Raw genomic sequence first — 15792 nt, forward strand, 5'->3', positions numbered from 1 at the left:
TCTTGGCTACTGCGAACTGACATACACCACTCGTCCCCTGGAGTGCTGACGCTCACTCAGCGTTCACCCTCGAGGGGAACGCTCTCGCCGGTCACGGGCCGGTCCTTTAGTCCGTTTGTCCTACAGGCGCTGAGCTGCGCTGATGCCCTGACCGCTTCACGGCCTCCGTCCCGCTTCATCCCGCGTGGCGTGTGGCGGGTTTACGCCATCTTTATGTTCTCGCCCGGGCAACTCTCCCCAAACCCCCGCCACTTCCATAAAAGTGATCGCTCACCCGGGTTCGATTTCCGGACGCCGTGTCGTCGTGCCTCCGGCCGTCCCCGTCGTTGTCCGTTCACCACCTCCAGCCAGGGATGCTCATGACCCCCACCCCCGATGTCCCGACCGCGCCGACCGGCGCGAGACGTGCGGCCCGAATAGCCGTCGCGGCCTCCGTCGTGGCCGCGCTCACCGCGGCGGGCGCCGCCCCCGCGCTCGCGGCGGACCCCACGCCGGCCCCCGGCCCGGTGAAGTCCGCCCCGGACAAGCTCGGTTCGCAGGACGCCGACCTGCTGGCGAAGGCCAAGGCGGACGGCGACCGGACCGTCACGATGATGATCGCCACGCAGCCCGGCCGGACCGGTGCGGTCGCCGGCAAGCTGGACGCGATCACGGGCGCCTCGGTGGGCCAGGCGTACGACAAGCTCGGCTACGTCCGGGTCACCGTCCCGACGGGCAAGGCCGACGCCGCCATCGACGAGGCGAAGAAGCTCGACGACGTCCACGGCATCGACCTCAAGCAGGAGATCAAGCTCCCGGATCCCTCGACGCGTGGTGACTCCGGAAACGCAGCGCAGGGTGCGCCGAAGCTCGCCAAGGACCGGACCTACCCGGCTCCGGGGAAGAACACCCCGGCGAAGAACCCCTACCAGCCGGCCTTCGAGACCGGCGCCGTCGAGTTCACCGAGGACCACCCCAAGGCCGACGGCCGCGGCGTGACCATCGGCGTCCTGGACTCCGGCGTCGACCTCGGGCACCCCGCGCTGCAGAAGACCACCACGGGCGAGCGCAAGATCGTCGACTGGGTGACCGCCACCGACCCGCTCGTGGACCAGGACGGCACCTGGCTGCCGATGACCTCCGACGTCACGGGCCCGTCCTTCTCCTTCAACGGCCGCACCTACACCGCGGCCGCCACCGGCTCGTACCAGGTCGCCCTCTTCCGTGAGAGCGAGACCGCCGGCGGCGACATGAAGGGCGACCTCAACCGGGACGGCGACACCACCGACTCCTGGGCCGTCCTCTACGACAAGGCCAAGGGCACCGTCCGCGTCGACCTCGACGACGACGGCGACTTCGGCAACGACGCGGACATGAAGCCGTACAAGGATGGCTACCAGGTCGGCTACTTCGGCAAGGACAACCCGGACACCGCGATCGCCGAGCGCATCCCCTTCGTCGTGCAGATCCGCAAGGACGTGCCGATGGACCCCAAGGGCGGCGACTGGACCGGCAAGAAGGCCGACTTCGTCAACATCGGCGTCATCGAGTCCGAGCACGGCACCCACGTCGCGGGCATCACCGCGGCCAATGGCCTCTTCGGCGGGAAGATGAACGGCGCCGCCCCCGGCGCCAAGATCGTCTCCTCCCGCGCCTGCACCTGGACCGGCGGCTGCACCAACGTGGCGCTCACCGAGGGCATGATCGACCTCGTCGTGAACCGCGGCGTCGACATCGTCAACATGTCGATCGGCGGCCTGCCGGCGCTCAACGACGGCAACAACGCCCGCGCCGAGCTCTACACCCGCCTCATCGACACCTACGGCGTCCAGCTCGTGATCTCCGCCGGCAACAGCGGCCCGGGCCTGAACACCATCGGCGACCCGGCCCTGGCCGACAAGGTCGTCAGCGTCGGCGCCTCCGTCTCCAAGGAGACCTGGGCCGCCAACTACGGCTCCGAGGTCAAGACGGCGTACGCGATGATGCCCTTCTCCTCCCGCGGCCCGCGCGAGGACGGCGGCTTCACCCCGACGATCACCGCCCCCGGCGCGTCGGTCAACACCACGCCGACCTGGGAGCCGGGCGCACCCGTCAAGGAGGCCGGCTACGACCTCCCGCCCGGCTACGGCATGCTGCAGGGCACCTCGATGGCCTCCCCGCAGGCCACGGGCGCGATGGCGCTGCTGATCTCGGCCGCCAAGCAGAAGCACATGAAGCTCGCCCCGGCCGACCTGCGCACGGCGCTGACCAGCACCGCCAAGAAGATCAAGGGCTTCCAGGCGTACGAGCAGGGCTCCGGCCTGATCGACATCGTCGAGGCCTGGGAGTCCCTGCGCGAGGGCGCCACCGCCCACGAGTACGCCGTCAAGGCCCCCGTGGCGACCGCGCTCTCCCACCGGCTCAAGACCCCCGGCTTCGGCACGGGCCTCTACGACCGCGAGGGCGGCCTGAAGGCCGGCGAGACCCGTACGTACGACGTCGAGATCACCCGCACCTCCGGCCCGGACAAGCCGGTGTGGCACGAGCTCGAGTGGCGCAACAACGACGGCACCTTCAAGCTCGTCGGTGACAACGAGGTCAAGCTGCCGCTGAACAAGCCCGTGACCGTCAAGGTCAAGGCGAAGGCCAAGGCCGCCGGCATCCACAGCGCGATCCTCGCCGTCGACGACGACCGCACCGAGGGCATCGACAAGCAGATCATGACGACCGTGATCGTCGCCGAGCCGCTCACCTCGAACGTCTTCAAGACGTCCGGCAAGGCCACCCGCAACGCGACCACGTCGTACTTCGTGACCGTGCCCAAGGGCACCACGTCCCTGGACGTCGCGATGAGCGGCCTGGCCGAGGGCAGCCAGACCCGGTTCATCGCCATCAGCCCCTACGGCGTCCCGGCCGACAAGACCTCCACGGTCAACTGCTACCCGAACTACCCCAACCCGGACAACACCTGCCGTCCGGACCAGCGTTCCTACGCGAACCCGGTCCCGGGCGTGTGGGAGATCGAGGTCGAGTCCCGCCGCACCTCGCCGCTGCTCACCAACCCCTACGAGCTGACGGTCACGGCGAAGCCGTAATCCCCGAAACGGGACGGGAGGGGCGGGCGCTAGCGCCCGCCCCTCCCTGTGTTCCGGCCTCGTCCGTACTTCGGACAATCGATTGGACTTTTGGTGCCCGCAGGACCCCATGATGGGAGCGTTCAGCCGCGCAACACGTACGTAGGGAGCCCTCTCGTGAGGATCGGAATCGTCGGAGCCACCGGTCAGGTCGGCGGAGTCATGCTCAAGATCCTCGCCGACCGTAAATTCCCGGTCTCCGAGCTGCGCCTGTTCGCCTCGGCGCGCTCCGCCGGGTCCACGCTCTCCTGGCAGGGCCGGGACGTCACCATCGAGGACGCCGCCACCGCCGACTACTCCGGCCTGGACATCGTGCTCTTCTCGGCCGGTGGCACCACGTCCAAGGCGCTGGCCGAGAAGGTCGCCGCACAGGGCGCCGTCGTGATCGACAACTCCTCCGCCTGGCGCCGTGACCCCGAGGTCCCGCTGGTCGTCTCCGAGGTCAACCCGCACGCGATCGCGAACCGCCCCAAGGGCATCATCGCCAACCCGAACTGCACGACCATGGCCGCCATGCCGGTCCTGAAGCCGCTGCACGCGGAGGCGGGCCTGACCGCCCTCGTCGCCACCACCTACCAGGCCGTCTCCGGCTCCGGCCTGGCCGGCGTAGCCGAGCTCTCGGGCCAGCTGGGCGCGGCCGGCGAGCGGGCCGCGGAGCTGACGCACGACGGCGAGGCCCTGGAGCTCCCGGCTCCCGGCGTCTACAAGCGCCCGATCGCCTTCAACGTGCTGCCGCTGGCCGGCGCGATCGTCGACGACGGCAGCTTCGAGACCGACGAGGAGCAGAAGCTCCGCCACGAGTCCCGCAAGATCCTGGAGATCCCGGACCTCAAGGTCTCCGGCACCTGTGTGCGCGTGCCCGTCTTCTCCGGCCACTCGCTGCAGGTCAACGCCCGCTTCGAGCGTCCGGTCAGCGTGGAGCGCGCCTACGAGCTGCTGAAGGACGCGCCGGGCGTCGAGCTGTCCGAGATCCCCACCCCGCTGCAGGCGGCCGGCAAGGACGTCTCCTACGTGGGCCGCGTCCGCCTCGACGAGACCGCCGAGAACGGCCTGGCGCTCTTCCTCTCCAGCGACAACCTCCGCAAGGGCGCGGCGCTCAACGCCGTCCAGATCGCCGAGCTGGTCGCGGACGAGCTGCGCGGCTGACGCCCGCCGCCCTCCCGGGGCGTACGCGAAAGGGGCCGGACACCGTGGCGGTGTCCGGCCCCTTCGTACGCGCTGTACGCGGCCCCTTAGCGGGCGGGCTCAGCCCTGGTGGGCCCTGCCCGCCAGGACGCGCTGGCGCACATAGCCGGCCAGCGCCAGGGCGCCGGTGAGGCCGGCCGTGAAGTACACCTGGATGCGGGTGTCGTCGTCGCGCAGCATCAGCGCCATGACACCGACGACGGCGGCCAGCGCCACCCACGTCAGGGCCGGGAAGAGCCACATCCGCACCACGAGCCGCTCCGGCGCCTCGCGCTCCAGCTGCCGCCGCATGCGCAGCTGGGTGACGGCGATGAAACCCCACACCACCAGGATGGCGGCACCCGTCATGTACAGGAGCCACTTGAAGACGGTGTCCGGCCACCAGTAGCTGAGCAGCACCGCGAAGAAGCCGAAGGCGGAGGAGGCCAGGACGGTCAGCCGGGGCACGCCGTTGGTGACCTTGCCCAGGAACTTCGGGCCCTCGCCGCGCACGACGAGGGAGTGCGACATCCGGGAGGCGCCGTAGATGTTGGCGTTCATCGCGGAGAGCAGGGCGATCAGCACGATGACGTTCATGATCTGCCCGGCGGCCGGGATGTCGAGGTACTTCAGCACCGCGACGTAGGGGCCGTCGGTGGTGAGCGACTTGTCGTTCCACGGGATCACCGTGACGACGACGAGCATCGAGCCGACGTAGAAGAGCGCGATGCGCCACATCGCCGTGCGGACCGCCTTGGCGACGCCCTGGACCGGCTGCTCGGACTCGGCGGCGGCGATGGTGACCGTCTCCAGGCCGCCGTAGGCGAAGACGGAGGCCAGCAGGCCCACGACGAGGCCGTCGGTGCCGTTGGGCAGGAACCCGCCGTTGCCGGTGAGGTTGTCGGTGCCCGGGGCGTCCGTGCCCGGCAGCACGCCGAGGATGGCCAGGACGCCCAGCGCCAGGAAGATGCCGATCGCGGCGACCTTCAGGGTGGCGAACCAGAACTCGAACTCGCCGAAGTTGCCGACCGCCGCGAGGTTCGTCCCGCAGAAGACGGCCATGAAGATCAGGACCCACATCCACGACGGTGTGGAGGGGAACCAGGCGACCATGATGTGCGCCGCGCCGATCGCCTCCACGGCGATGCCCACGCACAGCTGCACCCAGAACATCCAGCCCGCGGTGAAGCCCGCCCAGGGGCCTACCGCCTTCTCCGCGTGCACGGAGAACGTGCCCGAGGCCGGGTTGGCGGCCGCCATCTCGCCCAGCATGCGCATCACGAGCATGACGAGCAGCCCGGAGACGACATAGGCGAGCACGATCGCCGGGCCGGCGGTGGCGATGCCGGCGCCGGAGCCGACGAAGAGGCCGGCGCCGATGACGCCGCCGAGCGCGATCATCGACAGATGGCGCTGCTTGAGGCCGTGCGACAGAGCGCCGTGCGACAGAGTGTCCGCGCCGCCCGGTGTGCCGTCCGGTGCCGCGCCGGTGACCTCCCGCTCGGAAGCGGAGGTCGTAGGTGTCCCAGTCATGGTCGTAAGTCCCCGTGAGGTAAGAGCTGGAGAAGCCGAAAAGCCGAGAAGCTTTCTCAGAAAGTTGCCTCAGTGTGGGGGTCATGTTCGCTCAGAACAACACCTGTGACGCAGCTGTCCGATATTCAGACTTCGATGTAACCGCGGGTACCTGAAATATCGTCAGAACCGAGGCTTTTTCCGGGTGAACTATCGGGTCCGGCGCAGTCGCAGCTCGCGCAGCCCCGCCACGGCCAGCACCGCGCCGGTCGCCGCGGCGGACCACAGCAGCTGCGGCCGGGCCTCGTCGTCGGTCAGCATCAGGACCAGGATGCCCGCCATGCCGACCAGGGCCGCCCAGGTCAGATAGGGGAAGCACCACATGCGCAGGGTCAGTCGCTCGGGCATCTCCCGCTCGATGCGCGGCCGCAGCCGCAGCTGCGAGGCGGCGATGAGGCCCCAGACGAACAGGAGCACCGCGCCCACGGCGTTCAGCAGATAGTGGAAGATCGAATCCGGCCACTTGAGGTTGAGTATGACCGAGGCGAAGCCGAACGCGACCGATGCGAGCACCGCTCGCCGCGGCACGCCGCCGCCCGAGACCTTCAGCAGCGCACGCGGCGCCTCACCGCGCTCGGCCAGCGAGAAGACCATCCGGGACGAGCCGTAGAGGTTGGCGTTCAGCGCCGACAGCAGCGCCACGAAGACCACGATGTTCATGATCTGGCCGGCCGCCGGCACCCCGACGTGGTCCAGGACGGCCACGTACGGGCTCTGCCCCGGCTTCATCGACGACCAGGGGAGCAGGGTCACGATGACGAGCATCGAGCCCACGTAGAAGAAGAGGATGCGCCACACGGCGCTGCGTACCGCCCGGCCCACCGCACGCGCCGGGTCGTCGGACTCGGCGGCGGCGATCGTGACGACCTCCAGGCCGCCGAAGGCGAAGATGACGGCGAGCACGCCGGAGACCACACCGCTCCAGCCGTTGGGCAGGAACCCGCCCTGGCCGGTGAGGTTCGTCATCCCGACCGCGTCGGTGTCCGGCAGCAGCCCGAAGATCGCCAGCAGGCTCAGCCCGAGGAAGAGCACGATCGCGCCGACCTTCAGCGCGGCGAACCAGAACTCGAACTCACCGAAGTTCTTCACCGCCGCGAGATTCGCGGTCGTGAAGACCAGCATGAAGATCAGCACCCAGCCCCACTGCGGCACCGAGGGCGCCCAGCCATGGGCGATCTGCGCGGCGCCCGTCGCCTCCACGGCGAGCACGACCACCAGCAGGAACCAGTACAGCCAGCCCACCGAGAACCCGGCCCAGCGGCCCAGGGCGCGCTCGGCGTGCACCGAGAAGGCGCCGGACGCCGGCATGGCCGCGGACAGCTCGCCGAGCATCCGCATCACCAGCATCGCGAGGGCGCCCGCGATCAGGTACGAGACGATGATTCCGGGGCCGGCCACCGCGATTCCGGCGCCCGAACCGACGAACAGGCCGGCGCCGATCACGCCGCCCAGGCCCAGCATCGTCAGGTGCCGCTGCTTGAGCCCCGCGGCGAGCGGTTCCCTCTCTGCGCCGGCGAGGGGCTCGGCGTCAGGTCGTGCGTCGTGCATGGGGATCGTTCTCTCGGTCAGTGCGCCTGACGCGGGGGACACGCAGGAGCGGGGGGTGGGGTCCAGATTCCCCCGGCCGGGCGGCCGGAGCCAAGCGGACCGGGGTCTCTCGTGATGAGCATCACGTTTCCATGAGCAATCGTTGCCAACGGCTGCACACGCGCTCGGAACCCGCCAAGAGCGGCCCGTCGCGTTTGTCGCTGCCGTCCGGTGCCCACGGAGTGACGCTCGGCTAACGTCAGCGTGTCCTTACCAATCCTTCACCTCCCGCGGAGTACCGATGGCCACCGCAGCTGCCCCAGCCACCCGGACCGGTACGGTCCTCGCCGACCTGCTTCCCGCCTCGACCGCGGGCCGCGCCCGCGTCCGCGACGCGGCCCTGATCCTCGGCGGCGCCGCGCTGACCGGCATCGCCGCGCAGATAGCCGTCCCCGTGCCCGGTTCCCCGGTCCCGGTCAGCGGCCAGACCTTCGCGGTCCTGCTCGTCGGCACCGCCCTGGGCGCCCGTCGCGGCTTCCTCTCGCTCGCGCTGTACGCCGTGGCCGGCATGGCGGGCATGCCGTGGTTCGCCCAGGCCAAGTCCGGCGCCGCGTTCCCGTCCTTCGGCTACGTCCTCGGCATGCTGCTCGCCGCGACCGTCGTCGGCGCCCTGGCCCGCCGTGGCGCCGACCGCTCCGTGCTGCGCACCGCGGGCACCATGGCGCTGGGCTCCGCGATCGTCTACGCGGTGGGCGTGCCCTACCTGGCGCTGGCCCTGCACATGCCGCTGGGCGACGCTGTCGCCGTGGGCCTGACGCCGTTCCTCATCGGTGACGCCCTCAAGGCCGCACTGGCGATGGGCGCGCTGCCCACGGCCTGGAAGCTGCTGGGCCGCCGCGGCTGAGCACGCCGCAGTCGGTACGTACGGGCCGGGCCCGCACCCAGATCCTGGGTGCGGGCCCGGCCCGTAGACGTCGGTGCGACTACGGGGCGACGGTCTCCGCCGCCTTGCGCCGCTTGTCCCGGACCAGGCCGATGACCAGCACGACGACACCGAGCAGGGTCGAGAGCAGAACCTGCTCACGGTTGTCGCCGCCGTCGTAGACCATGTAGCCGAGCACGAAGGTGATCATGCCGATGGTGGCCCACGTCAGATACGGGAAGAGCCACATCTTCACGAAGTGCCGCTCCGGCATCTCGCGCTTGATGATGCCGCGGAACTTCAGCTGCGTGACGCAGATGACCAGCCACACGAAGAGCGCGATGGCACCCGAGGCGTTCAGCAGGAACTTGAAGACGGTGTCGGGCCAGACGTAGTTGAAGATCACCGAGAGGAAGCCGAAGACGACCGAGCCGAGGATCGCCGCCATCGGCACACCGCGCTTGTTGACGACGGAGAACGCCTTCGGCGCGTCGCCGCGCTGGCCGAGGGAGAAGGCCATGCGCGAAGCGGTGTACAGGCCCGAGTTCAGGCAGGACAGGACGGCGGTCAGCACGATGACGTTCATGATCTGGCCGGCGTGCGGGATGCCGATCGTGTCGAGGGCGGCGACGTAGCTGCCCTTCTCCGTGATGGCCTTGGAGTCCCAGGGAAGCAGGGAGACCACGACGAGGATCGAGCCCAGGTAGAAGACGCCGATGCGCCAGATGACGCTGTTGGTGGCCTGACGGACCGCGCGCTGCGGGTCCTCCGACTCACCGGCGGCCAGCGTGACGATCTCGCTGCCCATGAAGGAGAAGACGACCATCAGCACACCGGTGAGGATGGCGCCGGGACCGTTGGGCAGGAAGCCGCCGTGCGAGGTGAGGTTGTCGAGCCCCGCGCCCGGGTTGTCCGAGCCCGGCAGCATGCCGAACATCGCCAGGCCGCCGATCACGATGAACGCGGCGATCGCGACGACCTTGATGCCGGCGAACCAGAACTCGAACTCACCGTAGGAGCTGACCGAGGCCAGGTTGGTCGCCGTCAGCACGACCATGACGATCAGTGCCCAGGCCCACTGCGGAACGGCCGGTATCCAGCCGTTGAGGATCGCGGCACCCGCGGTCGCCTCGACCGCCAGCACCACGACCCAGAAGAACCAGTACAGCCAGCCGATGGTGAAGCCGGCCCAGCGGCCGAGCGCCCGGTCGGCGTAGGCGGAGAACGACCCGGAGGTCGGGTTGGCGGCGGCCATCTCGCCCAGCATCCGCATCACGAAGACGACCATCGCGCCGACGAGTGCGTAAGAGAGGAGAATGCCGGGGCCGGCGGCGGCGATGCCGGAACCGGAACCCACGAAGAGGCCCGCGCCGATCACACCACCAATCGCGATCATCGACAGGTGGCGGTTCTTGAGTCCGGCCTTCAGGCCGTCCTCGCCCGCGACCGGGGCGTTACCGGGGTCGCCGGACGTCGACGCCTTCGTCATGGTCGGCGGTGTCGCGCTCATGTGCACGTTCCTTCGGGTTGTTCCTTTGGTTCTCGGGTTACGAGCCACCGCATTAGAACTTTTTAAAGGTGTCTTTAGGAAGACCTGAATCCATTTCGTTGTGTTCACTCAGAGTTACCGGGGTCCTCCTGGCCGGTCGCCGCCCCCGGACGTGCCACACTCGGACGCATGCGCGTGTACCTCGGCTCCGACCATGCCGGCTACGAACTGAAGAACCACCTCGTCGAGTGGCTCAAGGCCCACGGCCATGAGCCCGTCGACTGCGGTCCCCACATCTACGACGCCCAGGACGACTACCCGCCGTTCTGCCTCCGCGCGGCGGAGAAGACCGCCGCGGACGCCGACAGCCTCGGCATCGTCATCGGCGGCTCGGGCAACGGCGAGCAGATCGCCGCGAACAAGGTCAAGGGCGTCCGGGCCGCACTGGCCTGGAGCGAGCAGACCGCAGCGCTCGGCCGCGAGCACAACGACGCGAACGTCATCAGCATCGGTGGCCGCATGCACACCCAGGAGGAGGCGACGAAGTTCGTCGAGATCTTCCTGGCGACGCCGTACTCCGGTGAGGAGCGCCACACGCGCCGCATCGAGATGCTGAGCCGCTACGAGACCACGGGCGAGCTCCCCGAGATCCCGGCCCACCACCCGCAGCAGGGCTGACACCCCTTCTCTTCGTCCTCACGCACCGGGCGGGCCGAAACCCGGCCCGTCCGGCACGTGAGGTCCGGGGTCCGGGGCGGAGCCCCGGGCAGTAGGAAGCGACACCGGGAGACCTCCGTGCCCGAGGGGCATACGATCCACCGCCTCGCGGCGGACCACCGCGAGGCCTTCGCGGGCCGCACGGTCCGGGCGACCAGCCCCCAGGGCAAGTTCGCGGACAGCGCGGCGCTGATAGACGCCCAGGTCCTCGAGACGGCCGAAGCCCACGGCAAGCACCTCTTCCTCGGCTTCGCCGGGCCCGGCTGGGTCCACATCCACCTCGGCCTCTTCGGCAAGTACACCTGGGGCGCGGGCGCCACCGCCCCGCCCCCCACCGAGACGGTGCGGCTGCGCCTGGCGAACCCGGACTCGTACGCGGACCTGCGCGGGCCGACGACCTGCGCCCTGCTCACCGACGCCGAGAAGCAGGCGATACACGACCGCCTCGGCCCGGACCCGCTGCGCGACGGCGACGACCCGGGCAAGGCGTGGCAGCGGATCTCCCGCAGCCGGACCACCATCGCCGCCCTCCTCATGGACCAGAAGATCGTGGCCGGCGTCGGCAACGTCTACCGGGCCGAGGTCCTCTTCCGGCACGGCATCGACCCCTACCGCGCGGGACGTGACCTGAACCGGGCCGAGTGGGACGCGATCTGGTCGGACCTGGCGGACCTCATGCGGGAGGGCGTCCGCAACAACCGCATCGACACCGTGCGGCCCGAGCACACCCCCGAGGCCATGGGCCGGCCGCCGCGCGTGGACGACCACGGTGGCGAGGTGTACGTCTACCGCCGCACCGGACAGCCCTGCCACATCTGCGGCGGCGGCATCCGCACCGCCGGTCTGGCCGCCCGCAACCTCTTCTGGTGCGCCGACTGCCAGCCGGCGTAGGCCCGTGGCCCCGGCCCGGGGCCCAACTCCCGTACGGGCGGCCGCACCCGGCGCGCGCACCCCGCCCCGCTCGTGGCGCGTGCGGCGTGCGCGGCCCCGGGCGCCGACGAGCGCGACCGCACGCCATCTGTTGCGTATGAGCTTGCCGTGACCAGTGGGGTGAACGGGCGCACCCGAGTCGCATCGATGCACGCGCCATTGCATGTTCGGCATCGCCGACGGACCCGATCCGCCGCCCGCAGTACGTGCTTCTCCGTCGTCATTCCCATGCCCGGTGGCGCATACCCGTGCAGGAGAACGAATTTCGCATAGGGTTGCTCTCCGGGTGTCCGCACGGCGCCCCCGCGGCAGCCGTGTCGGCGCGGCGTGAATCGACGCACCGCCGAATGGGTGGATAAGGTCCCGATGCAATGACTGGCGCGGCGGAGACCCCGACGGCCCGGATGCGCAAAGCACTGCACCGGGCCCGCACGAGCATGCGCAAGGCCGGTGTCGACTACTTCCGCGGCGACGGCTCCGACTGGCTCGCGCTCACCGCGCTGTTGCTGTCCGTACCCGCTCTCGCGTGGGGCACCATCACCCAGCCGGAGTGGTGTGCGCCCGCCGCGCTCGTCCTGCCCATCGTCGCGGGCGGGTTGCTGTTGCGGCCCGCCAGTCTCCTGGGGCTGTACTCCGCCGCGGCCGCCGCCCTCATCGTGGAGTCGGCGGTCCTCGACGACCCCACCCACCACGGCACCGACCGGGTCAGCCCCGGCACCATCCTCGTCGTCGCGGCCGTCGGCTTCTTCGGCCTGCTCATCGCGCAGTTCCGCAGCCGCGTCGGGGTGCCCTGGCGGCGTGGCGGAACGATGCTCTTCGACCTGCGCGAACGCATCCGGGTGCAGAGCAAGCTGCCCAAACTGCCGCGCGGCTGGCACCGCGAGATGGCCCTGCGCCCGGCCGGCGGCCAGTCCTTCTCCGGCGACTTCGTCGTCGCCGCCCGCACCAACGGCGGCCGCACGCTGGAGGTCGTCCTCACCGACGTCTCCGGCAAGGGCATGGACGCGGCCTCCAGAGCCCTGCTGCTGTCCGGCGCCTTCGGCGGCCTCCTCGGCTCCCTCCCGCCCCATGACTTCCTGCCGGCCGCCAACGGCTACCTCCTGCGCCAGGACTGGGACGAGGGCTTCGCGACCTCCGTCCACCTCGTCCTCGACCTGGAGAGCGGCGACTACGAACTCCTCTCCGCCGGCCATCTGCCCGGCCTCCAGCTCAGCGCCGGCACCGGCCGCTGGGAGGAGAAGGCCGCCGACGGCCCGCTCCTCGGCGTCTACGACGGCGCCAGCTTCGACCCCGTCAAGGGCACCCTGCGCCCCGGCGACGTCCTCATGCTCTTCACCGACGGCCTGGTCGAGACGAACGAGCGCGAACTGACCGAGGGCATGGACCGCCTCACCGGCGAGGCCGACCGCTATGTCACCTCCGGCTTCCACGGCGCCGCCTGGCACCTGATCGAGGCCGTGGCGAAGGACGTCAACGACGACCGGGCGCTGCTGCTGATCTGCCGGGACTGACGGCCGCCGCTGTCAGTGGGTGCTGGCACAGTGTCACTTCTGTGGGACGACTGGCACTGTCGTGTAACAGAGTGCCCGTCAGCCTCAGTAGTGCTTTGTGATCACGCTGATGATGTTGATAGACATGTTCGAGCCAACTAGAGCTTGAGACATGACGGGGGTGAGCTCGTGAAGTTCGATATGGGACAAACGACGCTGTCCGGGCTGGTCAAGAAGACCCACGGATCCAGCGGCGACCTGGCTGGTCTGGTCCGCCAGCTGGTCCACGCGGCGCAGCCGTTGGAGGGCAAGTTCAACGGTGCCGGCAAGGCGGCGTTCGATCAGTTCAAGGCCCACTCGGACGAGGTGGGGGCGGCGCTCAACGGCTCGCTGCGCTCGATCCTGGGCGGCCAGTCCGGCATGGACTCCTCCTTCGGCCAGGGTGACCAGGAATCGGCGGACAACGCCCGTCAGCAGATGGCGGCGGCGAACTTCGACGCGGCACGTTTCTCGGGCCGCTAGGACACAGGGGGTATTGGTCATGGCTGGTACGGGTGCGGACCGTCGTAGTTACGACACGGGCGCTTCGACCGAGGTCCAGGGATCGCTGCAGGGCATCATCGGGCGGCTGGAGACGCTGCTGATCGAGCGTGACGGGGCGGTGAAGGCGGCGATGGCCGACTTCAAGGCCGACGGCGTCGACGATCAGTACCACGGCGTGGAAATGCGCTGGAACAAGGCGGCCACCGAGGTCCGCCAGATCATCAACCTGCTGCGCTCGACGATGGAGAAGAACGACGGCACGGCGCAGTCGACGCTGACCAAGGCGAAGGCCGCCGTCGACGCCATCGGCTGACGCCGCGGGCGAGTGGGAAGAAACGTTTCTTAAAACGGGGGATCCATCGTGTCCAAGTGGGACATCCAACCGGGTGCCGTGCATGGGGTGCTCAACAAGACGGCCGAGTCCGGCGGCAAGTTCGAGGAAGAGTTCAAGGCTTACACCGAGGGCCTCATGCACTCGTCCACCCACGCGGGCACGATGGTTCTGGGCGGGGCCGCGCAGCCCGAGGGCGGTGCCTTCGGGCCCGTGACCCAGGCCCTCCAGGAGTTCCAGCAGGCGACGGAGAACGACCTGAAGTTCCTGCCCGTCCGGACGGGCAAGTCCCTCACGGGCGCGCGCCTGGCCACCCAGGAGTACATCAAGGGTGACCTGGAGATGGCGAAGAACAAGCAGGAGGAGTACTCGAAGGCGCCCACGCCCGAGGAGATGAAGGGGCCCAAGAAGTGATCGAGCCGGGCAAGATACCGACCTTCACGGGCAACCTGCCTCAGCTGGAGAAGGACGCGACGGGTCTGAAGACGACCGCGGGCAGCATCCGCGACACGGGCAAGGCGGTCCACGACGCCTTCCAGGGGCTGTCGGCGTGCTACGTGGCCCCCGAGCGGGAGCACCTCCTCGACTCGACGATCCCGGTCCGGGACAAGGCGGACGCCTTCGCCAAGAAGCTGGAGTCGGTCGGCGGCGCGCTGCAGGGCTTCGCGACGGCGGCGGAGCCGCTGGTCAAGAAGATGAACCAGCTGCGCAGGGACGCCGAGACGTTCGTCAGCGAGAACAAGAACGACGACGACTGGCAGAAGGACCAGAAGAAGGTCGACGAGAACGCGCGCATCGTCCGCGAGGTCGGCACGACGTGGGTGGCGTTCATGGGCGTCGAGCGCGACGCGGCGAACAAGATCACCGCGCTCGTGGGCGGCACGCACTTCGTGGTCGACGACGGCTCGCACAAGGCCGGTATGTACGGCTTCAAGGAAAGCGACGTCAAGGACGCGAAGGAGACCCCCTGGGGGACGGTCGACAAGCGCGAGTACACCGGCTGGCGGGCCGCGTGGGAGTGGACGAAGGACAACGTCGGCGGCGCGCTGAAGGGCTTCTTCGTCGACGGTGTCCTGGGCACCCTCAAGGGCCTCGGCAGCATGATCAACGTCTTCGACTGGGACAACTTCAAGAAGACCTGGGGGGCCATCGGCGACGTCTTCGGCGGCGTCAGCGCGTACATCGCGACGCCGTACGAGTGGGCGATGGACAAGATGTTCGGCCCGGTCGACCACAGTGACACCGACAAGCAGAAGGCGGCGCTGCGCAACTTCGGCAAGTCGCTGGTCGCCTGGGACGAGTGGGGCAAGAACCCCTCGCGTGCGTTCGGCGCCGTGGCCTTCAACGTCGTCACCCTGGGCTCGGGCACGTTCCTCAAGCTCGGCAAGGCCGGCCAGGCGGGGAAGCTCGGCGCGGGCGCCGAGGCCCTGACCGCGCTGGGCAAGGCGGGCGCCTTCGTCGACCCGGCGAGCTACCTGGGCAAGGCGGCGAGCATCACCAAGCTCAAGGTCGGCGACCTGTTCAACACCTTCAAGGAGAGCCGCGCGGGCCTGGACGACATGTCCCGCAACGTGCCGACGAAGCCGGGCGACATGGCCTTCGACAAGGAGGGCAACCTCCACTACATCGACAAGGACGGCACGGCCAAAACGCTCCGGAACGACGGCAAGCTCGTCGACGAGAACGGCGACCCCGTCAAGACCCCGCACCGCGAGCCGGGCAAGACCGACCTGGGTTCCGAGCCGCTGAAGGTGCCGGAGAAGGAGAAGGTGCCCGCCACTGTGGGTGGCGGCGGTGGCGGTTCGCACACGCCGTCGGGCGGTGGCGCCGGTCACGGCTCTGGTGGTCACGGTTCCGGTGGTCACGGCGGCTCGTCCGCGGACTCCGGTTCGGGTGCGGGTAAGGGCTCTGGTTCTGCGGACTCCGGTTCGGGTGCGGGTAAGGGCTCTGGTTCTGCGGACTCCGGTTCGGGTGCGGGTAAGGGCTCCGGTTCTGCGGACTCCGGTTCGGGTGCG

The 15792-nt window shown here is 69.5% G+C and carries 12 protein-coding genes and 1 pseudogene; 10 read left to right on the forward strand and 3 right to left on the reverse strand.

Features of this window, described 5'->3' with window-relative positions; genetic code table 11:
- Positions 1-359: 359 nt before the first annotated feature.
- A pseudogene (locus AB0G59_RS09945) lies at positions 360-3038 on the forward strand (S8 family serine peptidase); the annotation flags it as partial.
- A 171-nt stretch (positions 3039-3209) separates the two neighbouring features.
- On the forward strand, positions 3210-4238 hold the full coding sequence (locus AB0G59_RS09950; protein ID WP_360909824.1) for an aspartate-semialdehyde dehydrogenase: 1029 nt from the start codon (positions 3210-3212) through the stop codon (positions 4236-4238).
- A 99-nt stretch (positions 4239-4337) separates the two neighbouring features.
- Here the strand turns inward: AB0G59_RS09950 and AB0G59_RS09955 are convergent, their stop codons facing one another.
- Positions 4338-5789: an amino acid permease gene (locus AB0G59_RS09955; RefSeq protein ID WP_360909826.1), complete on the reverse strand. Its 1452-nt coding sequence runs from the start codon at positions 5787-5789 to the stop codon at positions 4338-4340.
- Between the two features lie 189 nt (positions 5790-5978).
- Entirely contained in the window at positions 5979-7376 is a 1398-nt protein-coding gene (locus AB0G59_RS09960) for an amino acid permease (protein WP_360909828.1), read from the reverse strand.
- A gap of 280 nt (positions 7377-7656) precedes the next feature.
- On the opposite strand from AB0G59_RS09960, the gene AB0G59_RS09965 reads away from it, so the two are divergent.
- A complete protein-coding gene (locus tag AB0G59_RS09965) occupies positions 7657-8259 on the forward strand; it encodes a biotin transporter BioY (protein ID WP_071964801.1) in 603 nt (200 codons plus the stop codon).
- A gap of 79 nt (positions 8260-8338) precedes the next feature.
- On the opposite strand, the gene AB0G59_RS09970 is transcribed toward AB0G59_RS09965, so the two are convergent.
- Complete coding sequence (locus AB0G59_RS09970; RefSeq protein WP_360910011.1) at positions 8339-9766, reverse strand: amino acid permease; 1428 nt, start codon at positions 9764-9766, stop codon at positions 8339-8341.
- 189 nt (positions 9767-9955) lie between these two features.
- Here AB0G59_RS09970 and AB0G59_RS09975 point away from each other — a divergent pair, with 189 nt between their 5' ends.
- The 7 genes from AB0G59_RS09975 to AB0G59_RS10005 form a co-directional block, all read left to right on the forward strand.
- Positions 9956-10444: a ribose-5-phosphate isomerase gene (locus AB0G59_RS09975; protein ID WP_071964799.1), complete on the forward strand. Its 489-nt coding sequence runs from the start codon at positions 9956-9958 to the stop codon at positions 10442-10444.
- Between the two features lie 117 nt (positions 10445-10561).
- A complete protein-coding gene (locus AB0G59_RS09980) occupies positions 10562-11374 on the forward strand; it encodes a DNA-formamidopyrimidine glycosylase family protein (RefSeq protein WP_360909831.1) in 813 nt (270 codons plus the stop codon).
- Between the two features lie 410 nt (positions 11375-11784).
- On the forward strand, positions 11785-12924 hold the full coding sequence (locus AB0G59_RS09985) for a PP2C family protein-serine/threonine phosphatase (RefSeq protein WP_360909833.1): 1140 nt from the start codon (positions 11785-11787) through the stop codon (positions 12922-12924).
- A 168-nt stretch (positions 12925-13092) separates the two neighbouring features.
- Positions 13093-13425, forward strand: coding sequence for a hypothetical protein (locus tag AB0G59_RS09990; RefSeq protein WP_360909835.1), 333 nt, complete (start codon positions 13093-13095; stop codon positions 13423-13425).
- A 19-nt stretch (positions 13426-13444) separates the two neighbouring features.
- On the forward strand, positions 13445-13759 hold the full coding sequence (locus AB0G59_RS09995; protein WP_360909837.1) for a pore-forming ESAT-6 family protein: 315 nt from the start codon (positions 13445-13447) through the stop codon (positions 13757-13759).
- Positions 13760-13807: 48 nt separating this feature from the next.
- A complete protein-coding gene (locus AB0G59_RS10000) occupies positions 13808-14191 on the forward strand; it encodes a DUF6507 family protein (RefSeq protein WP_360909839.1) in 384 nt (127 codons plus the stop codon).
- Positions 14188-15792: hypothetical protein (locus AB0G59_RS10005; RefSeq protein ID WP_360909841.1), on the forward strand; the 1605-nt coding region annotated here is incomplete at its 3' end. The genes AB0G59_RS10000 and AB0G59_RS10005, both read left to right, overlap by 4 nt.

This window comes from Streptomyces sp. NPDC021096 (assembly GCF_040641275.1).
GTDB lineage: Bacteria > Actinomycetota > Actinomycetes > Streptomycetales > Streptomycetaceae > Streptomyces.